Annotated in this window: 14 protein-coding genes; 13 read left to right on the top strand and 1 reads right to left on the bottom strand. The window is 72.8% G+C overall.

Annotated elements, in window-relative coordinates; translation table 11 throughout:
• The first annotated feature begins 23 nt into the window (after positions 1–23).
• From BFV98_RS08220 to BFV98_RS08210, 3 genes are all read left to right on the top strand, one after another.
• Entirely contained in the window at positions 24–908 is an 885-nt protein-coding gene (locus BFV98_RS08220) for an RNA methyltransferase (protein WP_071095717.1), read from the top strand.
• 168 nt (positions 909–1,076) lie between these two features.
• Positions 1,077–2,138 carry a phenylalanine--tRNA ligase subunit alpha gene (pheS, locus tag BFV98_RS08215; protein ID WP_047892351.1) on the top strand — a complete coding sequence of 354 codons (1,062 nt, stop codon included), beginning with the start codon at positions 1,077–1,079 and terminating at the stop codon, positions 2,136–2,138.
• Between the two features lie 26 nt (positions 2,139–2,164).
• Entirely contained in the window at positions 2,165–4,729 is a 2,565-nt protein-coding gene (locus BFV98_RS08210; RefSeq protein WP_071095715.1) for a phenylalanine--tRNA ligase subunit beta, read from the top strand.
• Between the two features lie 60 nt (positions 4,730–4,789).
• Here the strand turns inward: BFV98_RS08210 and BFV98_RS08205 are convergent, their stop codons facing one another.
• A complete protein-coding gene (locus tag BFV98_RS08205; RefSeq protein ID WP_255368071.1) occupies positions 4,790–5,674 on the bottom strand; it encodes a Crp/Fnr family transcriptional regulator in 885 nt (294 codons plus the stop codon).
• Positions 5,675–5,888: 214 nt separating this feature from the next.
• Here BFV98_RS08205 and BFV98_RS08200 point away from each other — a divergent pair, with 214 nt between their 5' ends.
• The 10 genes from BFV98_RS08200 to BFV98_RS08155 all read left to right on the top strand — a co-directional run bounded on the left by BFV98_RS08200 (position 5,889) and on the right by BFV98_RS08155 (position 16,743).
• On the top strand, positions 5,889–6,653 hold the full coding sequence (locus BFV98_RS08200) for a hypothetical protein (protein ID WP_255368336.1): 765 nt from the start codon (positions 5,889–5,891) through the stop codon (positions 6,651–6,653).
• A complete protein-coding gene (locus tag BFV98_RS08195; protein WP_071095710.1) occupies positions 6,650–8,908 on the top strand; it encodes a hypothetical protein in 2,259 nt (752 codons plus the stop codon). The genes BFV98_RS08200 and BFV98_RS08195 overlap by 4 nt, the downstream gene beginning before the upstream one ends.
• The gene (locus BFV98_RS08190) at positions 8,905–9,723 is read left to right on the top strand and encodes a hypothetical protein (RefSeq protein WP_255368070.1); all 819 of its coding nucleotides are present in this window, start codon (positions 8,905–8,907) and stop codon (positions 9,721–9,723) included. Before BFV98_RS08195 ends, BFV98_RS08190 begins: the two co-directional genes overlap by 4 nt.
• 135 nt (positions 9,724–9,858) lie before the next feature.
• Complete coding sequence (gene argC, locus BFV98_RS08185; protein WP_071095706.1) at positions 9,859–10,860, top strand: N-acetyl-gamma-glutamyl-phosphate reductase; 1,002 nt, start codon at positions 9,859–9,861, stop codon at positions 10,858–10,860.
• Complete coding sequence (gene argJ / locus BFV98_RS08180; protein WP_013285546.1) at positions 10,857–12,029, top strand: bifunctional glutamate N-acetyltransferase/amino-acid acetyltransferase ArgJ; 1,173 nt, start codon at positions 10,857–10,859, stop codon at positions 12,027–12,029. The genes argC and argJ overlap by 4 nt, the downstream gene beginning before the upstream one ends.
• Positions 12,026–12,913, top strand: a complete 888-nt coding sequence (gene argB, locus BFV98_RS08175) for an acetylglutamate kinase (protein ID WP_013285547.1) — start codon at positions 12,026–12,028, stop codon at positions 12,911–12,913. Before argJ ends, argB begins: the two co-directional genes overlap by 4 nt.
• A complete protein-coding gene (locus tag BFV98_RS08170) occupies positions 12,910–14,109 on the top strand; it encodes an acetylornithine transaminase (protein ID WP_013285548.1) in 1,200 nt (399 codons plus the stop codon). The genes argB and BFV98_RS08170 overlap by 4 nt, the downstream gene beginning before the upstream one ends.
• Positions 14,106–15,032, top strand: a complete 927-nt coding sequence (gene argF, locus BFV98_RS08165; protein WP_030271073.1) for an ornithine carbamoyltransferase — start codon at positions 14,106–14,108, stop codon at positions 15,030–15,032. The genes BFV98_RS08170 and argF overlap by 4 nt, the downstream gene beginning before the upstream one ends.
• Positions 15,029–15,541 (top strand): arginine repressor, encoded by a 513-nt coding sequence (locus tag BFV98_RS08160; protein WP_071095704.1) that lies wholly within the window; start codon positions 15,029–15,031, stop codon positions 15,539–15,541. The genes argF and BFV98_RS08160 overlap by 4 nt, the downstream gene beginning before the upstream one ends.
• On the top strand, positions 15,538–16,743 hold the full coding sequence (locus BFV98_RS08155; RefSeq protein WP_071095702.1) for an argininosuccinate synthase: 1,206 nt from the start codon (positions 15,538–15,540) through the stop codon (positions 16,741–16,743). The genes BFV98_RS08160 and BFV98_RS08155 overlap by 4 nt, the downstream gene beginning before the upstream one ends.
• Positions 16,744–16,745 lie beyond the last annotated feature (2 nt).

The following is a 16,745-nucleotide window of genomic DNA, read 5'->3' as shown; positions in this document are numbered from 1 at the left end:
TACGGCAGATCGAGGCGTCTCCCATGCACTCACCGTCGCAGGGGAGGCGCCTCGACGCCGTTCCCGGACCGTTCACCCCGCGTACCCCGAGGATCGTGGCCGCCCGGCGGCTGCAGCGCCGCCGCGACCGCGACCAGGCCGGCCGGTTCCTGGCCGAGGGGCCGCAGGCGGTCCGGGAGGCGCTCGCCCGCACCGGCACCGTGGTCGAGCTGTTCGGCACCCCGGCGGCACTCGACAGGTACGCCGACCTCGCGGCCGCGGCCGCCCGGGCCGACGTGCCGGTCTCCGAGGTAACCGACGACGCCCTGGCCGCGCTGGCCGAGACCGTCGCCCCGCAGGGCCTGGTGGCGGTGTGCCGCCACCTCGACGTACCCCTGGAGCAAGCAGTGGCGCGCGGGCCGCGACTGGTCGCTGTGCTCGCCGGGATCCGCGATCCGGGCAACGCCGGCACGGTGCTGCGCACCGCCGACGCGGCGGGCGCGGGCGCTGTGGTCTTCGCGGGCGAGGCGGTCGACCCCTACAACGGCAAGTGCGTGCGGGCCTCCGCCGGCAGCATCTTCCACGTCGACGTGGTGCGCGCCGCCGACCCGCTCGCGGCCGTCGAGGCGCTGCGGGCCGCCGGCCTCACCGTCTTCGCCACCACCGGGTACGGCGACAGCGACCTGGACGACCTCGCCGACGCCGGACGGCTGGCCGCACCCACCGCGTGGCTGTTCGGCTCGGAGGCGCACGGCCTGCCCGAGGAGCTGACCGACGCCGCCGACGCCCGGGTCCGGGTGCCGCTGCACGGGCGCGCGGAGAGCCTGAACCTGGCTGCGGCGGCGGCCGTCTGCCTGTATTCTTCCGCGAGAGCACTGCGTCGGCCTACGGCCACGCACGACACAGCAGGGGAGTCCGCCTCGTCATGAACGCGCCACGGCGTTCGTTTAGCCAGCCCGCCGGTGTCGGCGGGCGGCGGGCCTGACCCTTCCCCCTGCACGACTCCCCACCGGCGGGCTGCGGCGAAGCCGCGCGTCCGTAGACTCGCCTGGCCACCCGTGAGGGTCGGCGCCGCCGTGAGGGAGTGCCCGTTCACCATGAGCTACCGCAACGATCCGTACGACCCGAAGCAGGTCGCCCTGCTCGACCCGGACGCCCTGGCCGGAGCAGTGGCCGACGCCGAGAAGGCGTTCGCCGGGGCCGCCGACCCGGACGCGCTCACCGCGCTGCGCCCCGCGCACCTCGGTGACCGGTCCCCGGTGTCGCTGGCCCGCCGGGAGATCGGCGCGCTGCCGCCGGCCGCGAAGGCCGACGCCGGCAAGCGGGTCAACGAGGCCCGCCGGGCGATCGAGTCCGCGTACGCCGCCCGGCAGGAGATCCTGGACCGGGAACGGGCCGCGCGGGTGCTGGTCGAGGAGCGGGTCGACGTGACCCTGCCGTACGACCGCCGGCCGCGCGGCGCCCGCCACCCGCTGAGCGTGCTGATGGAGCAGATCAGCGATCTGTTCATCGGCATGGGCTACGAGGTGGCCGAGGGCCCCGAGGTCGAACTGGAGTGGACCAACTTCGACGCGCTGAACATCCCGGCCGACCACCCGGCGCGCGGCCTGATGGACACGTTCCACATCGCACCCGAAGGCTCGGGCCTTGTTCTGCGCACGCACACGTCGCCGGTGCAGGCGCGCACCATGCTCAGCCGCAAGCCGCCGATCTACGTGGTGGTGCCCGGCCGGGTCTACCGCACCGACGAGCTGGACGCCACCCACGCGCCGGTCTTCCACCAGGTCGAGGGCCTGGTGGTGGACAAGGGCATCACCATGGCGCACCTGCGCGGCACGCTCGACCACTTCGCCCGGGCCATGTTCGGCGAGGGCGCGAAGACGCGCTGGCGGCCGCACTACTTCCCGTTCACCGAGCCGTCGGCGGAGTTCGACGTCTGGTTCCCGGAGCACCGGGACGGTCCGCAGTGGGTCGAGTGGGGCGGCTGCGGCATGGTCAACCCGCGGGTGCTGCGCGCCTGCGGCATCGACCCGGAGGTCTACTCCGGATTCGCGTTCGGCATGGGCATCGACCGGACCGTGATGGTCCGGCACGGCGTCAGTGACATGCGGGACATGGCCGAGGGCGACGTGCGGTTCACCCGCGCGTTCGGCGCCTGAGCTACGGGAACGGTGGTTTAACAGTCATGCGAGTCTCTGTCAGTTGGCTGCGGGAGTACGTGGACCTCCCGGTCGACCTGCCCACCGGCGACCTGGAGCAGGCGCTGGTCGACCTCGGCATCGAGGTCGAGTCCGTCGTGGACCTGCGCGAGTCGGTCACCGGCCCGCTCGTCGTCGGCGAGGTCCTCGAGATCGAGGAGCTGACCGGCTTCAAGAAGCCGATCCGCTTCTGCCGGGTGGACGTCGGCGCCGCGAACGGCACCGGCGAGCCGCAGGAGATCGTCTGCGGGGCGCGCAACTTCGCCGTGGGCGACAGGGTCGTGGTGATCCTCCCCGGCGGGGTGCTGCCCGGCGGGTTCGCCATCGGCGCGCGCAAGACGTACGGGCGCAACTCCCACGGCATGATCTGCTCCGCGCAGGAGCTGGGCCTCGGCGACGACCACTCGGGCATCGTCGTGCTGCCCGAGGACGTCAAGGCGCAGCCCGGCGACGACGCCCGGCCAGTCGTCGGCCTTGACGACGTCGTGGTCGAGATGGAGATCACCCCGGACCGCGGGTACGCGCTGAGCGTGCGCGGCATCGCCCGGGAACTGTCGCACGCGCTCGGCGTGCCGTTCCGCGACCCGGCCGACGCGCCCGCGCCCGGCGCGACCGCCGAGCCGGCGTACCCGGTGGAGGTCCGCGACACGATCGGCTGCGACCGGTTCGCGGCACGGATGGTGCGCGGCGTCGACCCGACAGTGGAGACGCCCGGCTGGATGCGGCAGCGGCTCACCGTGGCCGGGGTGCGCAGCATCTCGCTCGCCGTCGACATCACCAACTACCTGATGCTCGAACTCGGCCAGCCGATGCACGCCTTCGACGCGGACCGGATCGCCGGGACGCTCGTGGTGCGCCGCGCCGAGGCGGGGGAGAAGCTCACCACGCTCGACGGGGTGAACCGCACGCTGTCCGCCGAGGACCTGGTCATCTGTGACGAGAGCGGTCCGATCTCGCTCGCCGCGGTGATGGGCGGCGAGACCAGCGAGGTGCTCGCCTCCACCACGAACGTGCTGTTCGAGGCGGCGCACTGGGATCCGGCCACCGTCGGCCGTACCGCGCGGCGGCACAAGCTGTTCAGCGAGGCCGCGAAGCGGTGGGAGCGGGGCGTGGACCCGGCGCTGCCGCTCGTCGCGCTGGAGAAGGCGGTCCGGCTGCTCACCGACCTCGCCGGCGGCACCGCGGGCGCCGAGGTGCTCGACATCGACCACGTCGCGCCGCGTACGCCGGTGACGCTGCCGGTGGACCTGCCGTCGCGCCGGGTCGGCGTGACCTACTCGCCGGACCGGGTGGTGGAGCTGCTGGAGCAGGTCGGCTGCACCGTCACCCGCGGCGCCGACCGGCTCGCCGAGGACCCGGGCAGCGTCGGTACGACCACCGGTGGCGGTTCCGCCGCCGGGGGTGGCGAGGTGCTGACCGTGACGCCGCCGAGCTGGCGGCCCGACCTGACCGACCCGGCCGACCTGGTGGAGGAGGTGGTACGCCTCGACGGCTACGACCGCGTGCCGTCGGTGCTGCCCACCGCGCCGCCCGGCCGGGGCCTGACCTGGCAGCAGCAGCGCCGCCGGACCGTCGCCCGCTCCCTCGCCGAGCGCGGCTACGTCGAGGTGCTGGCGCAGCCGTTCGTCGCGCCGGAACTGGTCGACCAGCTCGGCCTGCCCGCCGACGACCCGCGCCGCCCCGCGGTACGGCTGGCGAACCCGCTGTCGGAGGAGGAGCCGCTGCTGCGCACCACGCTGCTCGGCCCGCTGCTCGGCATCGTCAAGCGCAACGTCGGCCGGGGCCAGCGGGACGTGTCGATCTACGAGATCGGCACGGTCTTCCACCCGCGTCCCGGTGCCGGCACCCCGCCCGCGATGGGCGTGGACCGGCGGCCCACCGACGAGGAGTTCGCCGCCGCCGACGCGGTCGTTCCCGCCCAGCCCCGGCACGTCGCGGTGGCGCTCACCGGCGAGATCGAACCGGCCGGCTGGTGGGGCGCGGGCCGCACGGCCGGCTGGGCGGACGCCGTCGAGGCGGGCCGGGCGGTGCTCGACGCCGCCGGGATCCCCGCCGACCGGGTGACGGTACGGGCCGGCGAGCGGGCGCCCTGGCACCCGGGCCGCTGCGCCGAACTGGTGGTGGACGACGTGGTCGTCGGCCACGCCGGTGAGCTGCACCCGGCCGTGCTGGCCGCGCTGGAGCTGCCCCGGCGTACCAGCGCCATGGAACTGGACCTGGACGCGCTGCCCGCCGCCCCGCTGGCGGCCGGGCCGACCATCTCCACGTTCCCGCCGGCCCTGATCGACGTGGCGCTGGTGGTGGACGACGCGGTGCCGGCGGCCGAGGTGCGGGCGGCGCTGGTCGAGGGCGCGGGCGCGCTGCTGGAGGACGTCCGCCTGTTCGACGTCTACACCTCCGAGCAGCTCGGCGAGGGACGTAAGTCGCTGGCGTACAAGCTGACGTTCCGCGCCCCGGACCGGACCCTCGCGGGCGAGGAGGCGGTGGCCGCGCGCGACGCGGCGGTAGCGGTAGCCGCCGAGCGTTTCGGCGCCACCCTGCGCGGCGCATGAAAGGAGGGGCCCCCTCTTAACGCCTCCGGTAGAGGAGGGGGCCCCTTTTAACACGCCGGCTCACTCGTCGTCGGAAGGCAACTCGCCGAGGCCTCGCAGGCCTGGCAGATCCCGGACCGTTATCCGCCGGTAGTCCGTGTCCACGAGCCGCTCAGCGCGTAGCTCGCGCAGGGCCTTCTGAATCGATGTCTCCGCTGCACCACAGATCGTGGCGAGTTCCGGCTGGGTCAGGCGGACGTCGATGACCACACCTTCCGGACTCCGCCTACCGTGCGTCCGGCACAGCTCCGCGATCACCCGGGCCACGCGGATCTTTACGTGGTACGAGGTGAAGTCGATGCGGCGGCGGTTGGACCAGCGCAGCCGATCCGCCACCATCGCCGCGAGTTCGAGCGCGGATGCGGGGTGCTCCTTGAGGAATCGGGTGAACCGGTCTCTGGGAATGACGCTGTACCGCGTGGGGCCGCAGGTGGTGATTGTGGCCGAGCGGGGTTGATCGTTCAGGGCGGACATCTCACCGACCAGGTCACCACCGACGCGCAGTGAGAGCAGCGCCGACCGACCGTCGGGGAGACTCGCCGTCACCTTGGTCAACCCTTCCTCCAGGAGCACCAGGTGCGATTCCCGGACGCCCTCGTGGATCAGGATCTGACCGGCGGGTACCTGACGTCGGACACCGAGACCCAGGACGATCTCCCGATCTGCCGGGCGCAGCCGCCGGAGGAAGGTCCCGTACGGCCACTCGGCCTGGGGCGGTGCCCCTCGACGCATCGACAACCCCATTCTCGCCAGCCAGCGAAGACCGTCGAAGCGTAGCCGAAGCTGCGCGGAGCGCGACGCGTGGCGCATCAGTGCGGCGACTCCGACGTAGATCGCCACCACGGACAGCACTGCCGCCGGGTGCCAGCCCGCGTCGAGAAGCAACTCGCTGAGGACGTCGATCATGTGTCCAGTCCATCGCGGCTCCGCCTGCCGAATCCCGGACGAAGACGGGAAGACCGGTTCCGGACAGGCACGGCGGATGCCGTACTTCTACGGGGTGCGGCTCGGGCGACCCGGATTCGATGTCCCTTGTGGTCCCGCCGGTTCCGGCGGGAGAGTGACGAAGGGGCGACACCGGATGCACCATCCCGAGCGACGAATGTTGATCAGCGTGGACATGGAGCGGTACAGCCGCCGCAGCAATGTCCAGCAGTACGAGGCGCAGCAGGAGTTCCGGCGCCTCCTGCATGAGGCCGCCGCGTTGGTCGGACTGGACCGGACGCAGTGGCATACCCAGCAGGCCGGTGACGGGGAGTTGGCGATTGCCCCGCGGGACGCCCCCGAGGCGCTCATCATCGGCCGATTCGTCCCGGAGCTCAACCGACGGCTGCGTGCGTACAACGTCAGCCGGGTGCCCGCGGCGCGGATCCGCTTGCGGGTGGCCGTCCATCAGGGCCTCGTACACCTGGACGGCGCGAACGGCTTCCCGGGTTCGGCAGTCGTCCTCGTCTGCCGGCTCTGCGACTCCGAGCCGCTCAAGCGGGCTCTTGCCGCCTTCCCGGATGCTGGAGTCGCGCTCGTCGTCTCCGACGACATCTTCCGGAACGTCGTCCAGGAATACCCCGAGGAGATGCGGCCCGAGCGGTTTCGCAAGGTTCAGGTGAGCCACCCGGACAAGGGCTTCGAGGAGACCGCCTGGCTCTACGTGGTCGACGAGGACATGTCGTCGTTGCCGATCGGCGAACCGCGAACGGTAGACCCGGCAGGCGACGTCGAGTCCGACTCCATCGGCCGTTCGGTCGAACCGCCGCATTCCGGCGACGCCGGCATCCGGATCGGCAGCCTCCAGGTCCATGGGCAGAGCGCTGTCGGCCCGAACGCGACAGCGATCGGATCGGTCGGCCGCGACGCGATCATCGGCCGGGACGGGACCGAACGATGATCGCCCACGTGCCCCCGCCGGAGACCGACGGCGTCCCGGTGCCGGTCCCGCCGGTCCACCCGGATGACGGCGGAGAGGCTGTACGCGCCACGGTCGACGGGGCCGACCCTGGCGCCGATCCGTCGGATGCGGATGAGCAAGGCCTCGCGGAGGAGACGGAGGAGACGGAGGAGACGGAGGACGATCCGTCTCTCGACCCGCGCGAGATCATCGGCCGGCTCTCCGCGCTGCTCGGCGCACCGGCGGGGATCGAGGTCGGGGATGTACACGTTCAGGGCCAGAACGCGACCGGGACCGGAGCCACCGCCATCGGCGCGATGCACGTCACCATGGCCGGCGTCGGGGACGGCCGGAGCTGGTCGGAGACGTTGAGTGGAGCCACAGTCCGACAGTCCGCGGACGGGTACGCGCCGGCGTCGAGCGATCAGCACCTCGACCGACGGCTCAAGCGCCGAGGGCTGCTGTGTCTCTCCGGACCGGAAGGTACGGGCCGCTACACGGCGGCATGTCTGGCCTCCGCCAGACGGCACGGCTACGACCGGGTGGGCCTGATCAACGTGGAGAGCCTCGGAGATCTGATCCGGACAGCCGGCATCCTCCGAGCCGGGCACGGTTACGTCCTGCCCCTTAGCGACGCGGCGATCCGGGAACTGGACGGCATGACCCTGGTCGGCGCGGCAGCTCGGGCCGAGGCGGTGGGCTGCACGGTGGTGCTCGTCGGTGATTTCCAGTCGCGGGGCAGGGAGTTCACCGACCAGATCGTCGAGCATCGGCCTCCCGGCGCTGCGGATGTCTTCCGGGCCCAACTACGGCGGCATCTGCGCGGCCGGTGCGTCGGGCGATGTGGCAACGAGTGCGTCGGAGCGTGCGTCGATCGCTATGTCGAGGACGAAGCCGTCGGGCACCCGCTGATGATGGCCTACCTGCGCGGCGATCCGCGCCCGGGCGAGGTGGTCCGCTTGGTGGATTCCATCGCCCGCAACCCCGTGAACGGCATGGATCTGACGCAGCGGTTGGAACGCCTGCTGCCGGGGCAGGTGCGGGAGCGGGCGGCTCGCATTCTCGACTGTTCCGACGGGCAGCACCCGTCGGAGTTCTGGGCTGCCGGCGATCGTCGTGCGTTCCGCATGTCCTGCGCGGTACTCGCCGGCCAGCCGGTGTCGGAGGTCCACCACGCCGCACGATTGTTGACCGGGCCTGCGGCGGACGACCTGCCGCAGGCGGTCATGCCTGGCCGCGGGTCCGCGCTTGACGAGTTGATGGGGCCCGAACTTCGTCAGGCGGTGCGGGTGGTCGACGACGATCGAGTGCCGGGCGGGCGACGAGTGGAGTTCATCCCGGCCAACGACGCACTTCGTTCCAGCCTCCTGGAGGTCGCCTGGCAGGACTGGTGGCACCCGGAGCGGCTTCTGCGGTGGTGGATTGATCTCGCCCGCAGCGACGTGCCCGGCGTCCGGCAGGCCGCAGCGGGCGCCATCGGCTGGTCGGCAAGTCTCGCGGTGCGCTCCGCGTTGCTAGCCGTGGACGAGTTGGCACGGGAACGACGCGCCGGTGTGCGTCAGACGGCGGCCATCGCTCTGGTCGCGATGGCCATGCAGCCCTCGCTGCGTCATCGGCTTCGCGCCGAGTTGGACCGCTGGGCCGACAGTGGCACGGCGCACCGCCGGGACACCGTGGCTCGGGCCTACGCTCTCGGCCTCGCTCGTCTCTGGCCCGAGAGCGCGCTGCTCCACCTGCGTCAGGTGGCGGAGGCGCGGATGCAGCGCTGGCACAACTCCGTGGTCCGGGGCCTCGTGGAGGTGTACGACGCGGGGTACACGGCGGAGGTGACGGCCACGCTGGCGGAGTGGGCCGTCTCGGCCCACCCGGAGGTGCGCCTGCACGCCGGCCGGGCGCTGCGGATCCTGGCCGACCGGTGGTCACCCGCGCCGCGGGAACACTGGCCCGAACTGCTCGACCTGACACGGCGTGGCACCGTCCAACTACAGGATCTGGCCACCTGCTGGGCCGCCGCGCTCGCCATCCCAGGAACCGCGTTTCGAGCCTGGCGAACGCTCGGTTTCTGGCTCAGCCGCGCGGACGGACAGCCTGAGGTGGCGTTGTACTGCCGTCAGCTGCTCACGGCGGTGGTGGCCGGCCGAGAGCCCCTCCGGCGTCGCTTGGACCACCAGATTCAGCACGTCTGGCAGCCCTTGATGCCCGGCAACTCCCTACTCGACGACGTACGACGACTCACGAACGAGGAACAGAGATGACCACCCCTCCCGCAGCGCCTTCGAGCACCCCTTCCTCCGCTCCGGATCAGCCGGCACGCCGCTGGTGGCACACCGTCTTCCCGCCCGCCCCGTCGACCATCGCCTCCCCCACCCCGGCTGCTCCCGTCGCCGTGTCGTTTCGCCAGGAGGCCCCGCAGCCCCTCCTGGTGCCGGCGAAAGGTGACGCCTTTGACTTCCGCCTGTACGCCGTCTACGTCTGGACGGCGCACCGGATGACATTCGAGGAACTGCGCTTCCGGGCCGAGGGCTACCTGACGTGGGCGTGTGGCATTCTCCGGGAACAAGCGGTCGAGTTGGCCCGGCGGCATGAGCCGCACCGCTCCCACGAACTGGAGCAGGCTCTGAACGCGCATCTGTCCGGCCAGCGCTGGCCCCGTCAGGCGACAGCCCCCTCCTTCACCGCCCAGGTCCGTGTCAGCCCCGACGAGCGGGTCCGCGAGCGGCTGCGGCCGTACTGGGAGGACCGGATCAAGTTGGAGTGCGACCACGAGCTGCAGAAGGTCAGGGCCCGCCAGGCCGATGACCTGACCCGACGGTGGTGCGCGGTGCTCCAGAATCTCGAAGGCGACCCGGTGACGATGCATGCCGCCCGGCTGACCGGGGAGCAGTTCGCCGAGGTGTTCCGTCGGTACGTGGCAGAGCGCCGGGAAACCGTGCCGGAGTTGGTGGAACTGCTCCGGGAGGCGGTCCGGGGTCACAACGACTTGAACATGGGCCCGTCGGAGTACACCCAGGCCTGGGATGCGGCCCTCCGCACCTATGAGCGTCAGCACGGGCTCGTCGAGCGAGGTTGACCCGGCCGGGCTGGCCCTCCCTGGGCGGGATCGGAAGGGCCAGCCCGGCCGCAGCTTCATGCAGTAGGCTGCATGAACTTGCACTGCTCGCCTTGCCGCTGGTAACCTTCTCTGCATAGTCATGCGGAGGTGGGTATGGGCATTCGGGTTGCCGTGGCCGGGGCGAGTGGATACGCCGGGGGCGAACTGCTGCGCCTGCTCGCCGGTCACCCCGAGTTCGAGCTGATCGCCGCCACCGCACACAGCCAGGCCGGTCAGCCAGTCACCGCCGTACACCCGCACCTCGCGGGCCTCGACCTGGTGTTCGCCGCGACCGAACCGGCGACCCTCGCCGACGCGGACCTGGTCTTCCTGGCCCTGCCGCACGGGCAGTCCGCGGCGCTCGCCGCGGCGCTGCCCGACCCGGTCAAGGTGGTCGACCTCGGCGCGGACCACCGGCTGCGTGACGCCGGCGCCTGGTCCCGCTACTACGGCGGCGAGCACGCCGGCGCCTGGACCTACGGGCTGCCCGAGCTGCCCGGCCAGCGGGGCGAGATCGCCGCCGCCACGCGGGTCGCCAGCACCGGCTGCTACGCGGTGGCGACCACGCTGGCGCTGGCGCCGCTGATCGCCGCAGGCGCGGTACGCCCCGACGACGTGGTGGTGGTCGCCGCCTCCGGCACCTCCGGCGCGGGCCGGGCCGCTAAGGCCCACCTGCTCGGCAGCGAAGTGATGGGCGACCTGACCCCCTACAAGGTGGGCGCGCACCAGCACGTGCCGGAGATCAAGCAGGCCACCGGCGCGACCGGCCTGTCCTTCACCCCGGTGCTGGCGCCGATGCCCCGGGGCATCCTGGCCACCGTCACCGCGGTGCCCACCGGCGACGCCGACCCGCGCGCGGTGCTGGCCGCCGCCTACGCCGACGCGCCGTTCGTGCACGTGCTGCCCGAGGGATCGTGGCCGCACACCGCGGCCACCGCCGGGTCGAACTCCTGCCACCTCCAGGCGACTGTGGACGTCGACTCGGGCCGGGTGATCGTGGTCAGCGCGATCGACAACCTGGGCAAGGGCGCGGCCGGCCAGGCCGTGCAGAACGCCAACCTGATGGTGGGTCTCCCGGAGACCACCGGTCTGTCCGTGTTTGGAGTGGCCCCGTGAGCGTCACCGTCCCCCGTGGGTTCCGCGCCGCAGGTGTCGCGGCCGGATTGAAGTCCTCCGGCGCCGCCGACGTCGCCCTCGTGATCAACGACGGCCCGGACGCCGGCGTGGCCGGTGTGTTCACCGCCAACCGGGTCAAGGCCGCGCCGGTGCTGTGGAGCCAGCAGGTCGTGCACGGCGGCGTCGTGCGCGCCGTGGTGCTCAACTCCGGCGGCGCGAACGCCTGCACCGGCCCGGCCGGCTTCCAGGACACCCACGCCACCGCCGAGCACACCGCCGCCGCGATCACCGCGGCGAACGCGCGGCTGATCGTCGGCGCCGGCGAGGTCGCGGTCTGCTCGACCGGCCTGATCGGCGAGCGGCTGCCGATGGACAAACTGCTTCCCGGCGTACGCGAGGCGGTGCGCGGCCTGTCCCGCGACGGCGGCCCGGCGGCCGCCGAGGCGATCATGACCACCGACACCCGGCCCAAGACGACTGTGGCGCAGGGTACGGGCTGGACCGTCGGCGGCATGGCGAAGGGCGCGGGCATGCTCGCCCCGGCCATGGCCACCATGCTCTGCGTGCTCACCACCGACGCGGTGGCCGGGCCGGACGCCCTGGACGCCGCACTGCGCGCCGCCACCCGGATCACGTTCGACCGGATCGATTCCGACGGCTGCATGTCCACCAACGACACGGTGCTGCTGCTGGCCAGCGGCGCCTCCGGCATCGAGCCGACCGCCGAGGAGCTGACCGCCGCGGTCACCGCCGCCTGCCACGACCTGGCCCAGCAGCTCCTGGCCGACGCGGAGGGCGCGACGAAGGAGGTCGCGATCGAGGTGGTCGGCGCGGCGAGCGAGGACGACGCGGTCGAGGTGGGCCGCACGGTGGCCCGCAACAACCTGGTGAAGACCGCGCTGTTCGGCAACGACCCGAACTGGGGCCGGATCCTCGCCGCGGTCGGCACCACGGCCGCCGTGTTCGAGCCGGACGGCGTGGACGTCGCGGTCAACGGCATCTGGGTGTGCCGGGGCGGTGCCGCCGCCGAGGACCGCGCCAAGGTGGACCTCACCGGCCGCGGCGTCACGGTCCGGATCGACCTGCACGCCGGCGCCGACACCGCCACCATCTGGACCAACGACCTGTCCCATGCGTACGTCCACGAGAACTCGGCCTACTCCACATGAACCTCTCCGCTGACCTCACCCGGGCCCAGGCCAAGGCCGCCACGCTGATCGAGGCGCTGCCCTGGCTGGCCCGTTTCTCCGGCGCCACGGTCGTGGTCAAGTACGGCGGCAACGCCATGGTCGACCCCGAACTCCAGCGGGCGTTCGCCGCCGACATGGTGTTCCTGCGCTACGCCGGCCTGAAGCCGGTCGTGGTGCACGGCGGCGGCCCGCAGATCTCCGCCATGCTCGGCCGCCTGGGCATCGCCAGCGAGTTCCGGGGCGGCCTGCGGGTCACCACCCCGGAGGCGATGGACGTGGTCCGGATGGTCCTGGTCGGTCAGGTCGGCCGGGAACTGGTCGGGCTGATCAACGCACACGGCCCGTACGCGGTCGGCCTCTCCGGTGAGGACGCCGGGCTGTTCACGGCGGTGCGCCGTCCCGCGTACGTGGACGGCGAAGCGGTCGACGTGGGCCAGGTCGGCGACGTGGAGTCGGTGAACGTCTCGGCGGTCACCGACCTGATCGAGGCCGGCCGGATCCCGGTCATCTCGACAGTCGCGCCGGACGCCGACGGGGTGCTGCACAACCTCAACGCGGACACCGCCGCCGCCGCGCTGGCGGTGGCGCTGGACGCCCGCAAGCTGGTCGTGCTGACCGACGTGCCCGGCCTGTACGCCGACTGGCCCGACACGTCCAGCCTGATCAGCGAGATCACCGCGGACGACCTGGCGAAGCTGCTGCCGTCCCTGGAGTCGGGCATGGTCCCGAAGATGGAGGCCTGCCTGCGGGCGGTGCGCGGGGGAGTACCGGCCGCGCACGTCGTCGACGGCCGGGTCGCCCACTCCACGCTGCTGGAAGTGTTCACGTCGGAGGGCTTCGGAACGATGGTGATCGAGTCATGAGCACGCTGGTGCAGCGGTGGAACGCCACCATGATGGACAACTACGGCACGCCGCCGCTGGCGCTCGTCTCCGGCTCCGGCGCCGTCGTGGTCGACGAGACCGGCCGGGAGTACGTCGACCTGCTCGGCGGCATCGCCGTCAACGCGCTCGGCCACGCCCACCCGGCGGTGGTCGCAGCCGTCAGCAAGCAGGTCGCGACGCTCGGGCACGTGTCGAACCTGTTCGTCGCCGAGCCGCCGGTGGCGCTGGCCGAGCTGCTGCTCGCGCTGGCCGGCCGCCCGGGCCGGGTGTTCTTCGCCAACTCCGGCGCGGAGGCCAACGAGGCCGCGTTCAAGCTGTCCCGGCTCACCGGCCGCCGGCACGTGGTCGCCACCCACGGTGGGTTCCACGGCCGGACCATGGGCGCGCTGGCGCTCACAGGGCAGCCCGCGAAGGCCGACCCGTTCCGCCCGCTGCCCGGCGACGTGACCCACGTGCCGTTCGGCGACGCCGACGCGCTGGCCGAGGCGGTCACCGACGACACCGCCATGCTGATCATCGAGCCGATCCAGGGCGAGAACGGCGTGGTCGTCCCGCCGCCCGGCTACCTCGCCGCGGCCCGGCGGATCACCGCCGCGCACGGCGCGCTGCTGGTGCTCGACGAGGTGCAGACCGGCGTCGGCCGGACCGGCCACTGGTTCGCCCACCAGGCCGAGGGCGTCGAGCCGGACGTCGTCACGCTCGCCAAGGGCCTCGGCGGCGGGCTGCCGCTGGGCGCCTGCCTGGCCTTCGGCCGGGCCGCCGACCTGCTCACCCCCGGCTCGCACGGCACCACGTTCGGCGGCAACCCGATCAGCTGCGCCGCCGCGCTCGCGGTCGTCTCCACGATCGCGCACGAGGGCCTGCTCGACCACGTCAAGCGGATCGGCGAGCGGCTGCGCCGGGGCGTCGAGGCGCTCGGGCACCCGCTGGTACGTGAGGTACGCGGCTCCGGCCTGCTGCTCGGCATCGTGCTCGACCAGCCGGTCTCCGCCGCCGCCGCGGCAGCGCTGCGCGAGGCGGGCTTCCTGGTCAACCCGGTGCAGCCGGACGTGGTCCGGCTCGCCCCGCCGCTGATCCTCACCGCGGCGCAGGCCGACGCGTTCCTCGCCGCGCTGCCGGCCGCGCTGTCCGCCGCCGCGCCCGACGCCACGACCCCGACGGAGGCTCCCGCATGATCCGCCACTTCCTGCGCGACGACGACCTCACGCCCGCCGAGCAGGCCGCCGTGCTCGACCTCGCCGCCCGCATGAAGGCCGACCGGTACGCGCACCAGCCCCTGACCGGGCCGAAGTCGGTGGCGGTGCTGTTCGACAAGCAGAGCCTGCGCACCCGGATCTCCTTCGACGTGGGCATCGCCGAGCTGGGCGGGCACCCGCTCGTGGTGGACACCCAGGTCACCCACTTCGGCCGGGGCGAGACGCTCGCCGACGCGGGCCGGGTGCTGTCCCGCTACGTCGCCGCGATCGTGCTGCGCACCCACGGCGACGACCGGATCGCCGAGGTCGCCGCGCACGCGACGGTGCCGGTGGTCAACGCGCTGACCGACACGTACCACCCCTGCCAGCTGCTGGCCGACCTGCTCACCGTGCGGGAACGGTTCGGCGGCACCGCCGGGCGGATCCTCACGTACGTGGGCGACGCGGCGAACAACATGGCGCACTCGTACCTGCTGGCCGGCGCGACCGCCGGGATGCACGTGCGGATCGCCGGCCCGGCCGGGTTCCAGCCCGACCCGGAGATCGTGGCCCGCGCCGAGAAGATCGCCGCCACCACCGGCGGTTCGGTCCAGGTGCTCACCGACCCGGCCGAGGCGGTACGCGGCGCGCACGTCGTCGCCACCGACACCTGGACGTCGATGGGGCAGGAGGAGGACGGACTGGACCGGACCACGCCGTTCCTGCCGTACCAGGTCAACGCCGCGCTGCTCGGCCACGCCGACGCCGACGTGATCGTGTTGCACTGCCTGCCCGCCCACCGGGGCGAGGAGATCACCGACGAGGCGCTCGACGGCCCGCACAGCGCGGTGTTCGACCAGGCGGAGAATCGGCTGCACGCCCAGAAGGCGCTGCTGACGTTTCTCCTGGAGGAATCCGCATGACCGCTCCGCTGACCCGCGCCGCGCGGCACGCCCGCATCGTCGAGCTGATCCGCGACACCCCCATCCACTCGCAGACCGAGCTGGCCGACCTGCTCGCCGGCGACGGCATCCAGGTCACCCAGGCCACCCTGTCGCGCGACCTGAAGGAACTGGGGGCGGTGACCGCGCGTGGCGGCGACGGGCGGGGCGTCTACCTGATCCCGGAGGACGGGCACCGGCCGCTGCGCGACGCCGAGGGCGCACCGGCCCGGCTGATCCGGCTGCTGCGGGAGCTGCTCAACGGCGTCGACTCCAGCGGCAACATCGCGGTGCTGCGCACCCCGCCGGGCGCGGCGCAGTACCTCGCCAGCGCACTGGACCGGGCCGGCCTGTCCGAGATCGTCGGCACCATCGCCGGCGACGACACCATCCTCGTCGTGGCCCGCGAGGCCGACGGCGGCGCCGCGCTGGGTGAGCGGCTCGCCGCGTGGGCCCGCCGCGACGACACAGTCGAAGGGGGCACCTCGTGACCGAGCGGGTCGTGCTCGCGTACTCCGGGGGCCTGGACACCTCGGTCGCCATCCCGTACCTGGCCGAGCGGACCGGCGCGGAGGTGATCGCGGTCGCTGTCGACGTCGGCCAGGGCGGCGAGGACATGACAGTGATCCGGCAGCGCGCGCTCGACTGCGGCGCCGTCGAGTCCGAGGTGGTCGACGCCCGCGACGAGTTCGCCGCCGACTACTGCCTGCCGGCGATCCGGGCCAACGCCCTCTACATGGACCGCTACCCGCTGGTGTCCGCGCTGTCCCGGCCGCTGATCGTCAAGCACCTGGTCGCGGCGGCGCGCGCCCACGGCGGCACGATCGTGTCGCACGGCTGCACCGGCAAGGGCAACGACCAGGTCCGGTTCGAGGTCGGCCTGGCCGCCCTCGCGCCCGACCTGAAGGTCGTCGCGCCGGCCCGGGACTTCGCCTGGACCCGGGACAAGGCGATCGCGTACGCCGAGGAGAAGGGGCTGCCGATCGACGTGTCGGCGAAGTCGCCGTACTCGATCGACCAGAACCTGTGGGGCCGGGCCGTGGAGACCGGCTTCCTGGAGGACATCTGGAACGCCCCGGTCGAGGACCTCTACGCGTACACCGAGGACCCGGCGTCGGAACGCGACCCGGACGACGTGGTGATCACGTTCGACGACGGCGTCCCGGTCGCGATCGACGGCGAGACGGTCACCCCGTACCAGGCGATCCGGGAGCTGAACCGGCGGGCCGGGGCGCACGGCGTGGGCCGGCTCGACATGGTCGAGGACCGGCTGGTCGGCATCAAGAGCCGCGAGGTGTACGAGGCACCCGGCGCGCTCGCCCTGATCACCGCCCACCAGGAGCTGGAGGCGGTCACAGTCGAGCGGGACCTGGCCCGGTTCAAGCGCGGCGTCGACCAGCGCTGGGGTGAGCTGGTCTACGACGGGCTCTGGTTCTCGCCGCTGAAGCGGTCGCTGGACGCGTTCATCGACGACGCGCAGCGGCACGTCAGCGGCGAGGTACGGCTGCGCCTGCACGGCGGCCGGGCGGTGGTCACCGGCCGGCGCTCCGAGGCGAGCCTCTACGACTTCGGCCTCGCCACCTACGACACCGGCGACACGTTCGACCAGTCGCTGGCGAAGGGATTCGTACGACTGTGGGGACTGCCCAGCACGATGGCCGCGCAACGGGACGCCCGGATGGGAGGGGCCTGATG

Source organism: Micromonospora sp. WMMB235, assembly GCF_001855515.1.
Classification (GTDB): domain Bacteria; phylum Actinomycetota; class Actinomycetes; order Mycobacteriales; family Micromonosporaceae; genus Micromonospora; species Micromonospora aurantiaca.
The sequence above is the reverse complement of the archived record's forward strand: the minus strand, read 5'-3'. Positions and strand labels throughout refer to the sequence as shown.

Excerpts from the sequence above, each read along its gene's own strand:
- BFV98_RS08205 (WP_255368071.1), bottom strand. The coding sequence starts at position 5,674 with ATGATCGACGTCCTCAGCGAGTTGCTTCTCGACGCGGGCTGGCACCCG.
- argB (WP_013285547.1), top strand. The coding sequence starts at position 12,026 with ATGAACCTCTCCGCTGACCTCACCCGGGCCCAGGCCAAGGCCGCCACG.
- argC (WP_071095706.1), top strand. The coding sequence starts at position 9,859 with ATGGGCATTCGGGTTGCCGTGGCCGGGGCGAGTGGATACGCCGGGGGC.
- pheS (WP_047892351.1), top strand. The coding sequence starts at position 1,077 with ATGAGCTACCGCAACGATCCGTACGACCCGAAGCAGGTCGCCCTGCTC.
- BFV98_RS08170 (WP_013285548.1), top strand. The coding sequence starts at position 12,910 with ATGAGCACGCTGGTGCAGCGGTGGAACGCCACCATGATGGACAACTAC.
- BFV98_RS08160 (WP_071095704.1), top strand. The coding sequence starts at position 15,029 with ATGACCGCTCCGCTGACCCGCGCCGCGCGGCACGCCCGCATCGTCGAG.
- BFV98_RS08190 (WP_255368070.1), top strand. The coding sequence starts at position 8,905 with ATGACCACCCCTCCCGCAGCGCCTTCGAGCACCCCTTCCTCCGCTCCG.
- BFV98_RS08210 (WP_071095715.1), top strand. The coding sequence starts at position 2,165 with ATGCGAGTCTCTGTCAGTTGGCTGCGGGAGTACGTGGACCTCCCGGTC.
- BFV98_RS08220 (WP_071095717.1), top strand. The coding sequence starts at position 24 with ATGCACTCACCGTCGCAGGGGAGGCGCCTCGACGCCGTTCCCGGACCG.
- BFV98_RS08195 (WP_071095710.1), top strand. The coding sequence starts at position 6,650 with ATGATCGCCCACGTGCCCCCGCCGGAGACCGACGGCGTCCCGGTGCCG.
- BFV98_RS08200 (WP_255368336.1), top strand. The coding sequence starts at position 5,889 with ATGGAGCGGTACAGCCGCCGCAGCAATGTCCAGCAGTACGAGGCGCAG.
- argF (WP_030271073.1), top strand. The coding sequence starts at position 14,106 with ATGATCCGCCACTTCCTGCGCGACGACGACCTCACGCCCGCCGAGCAG.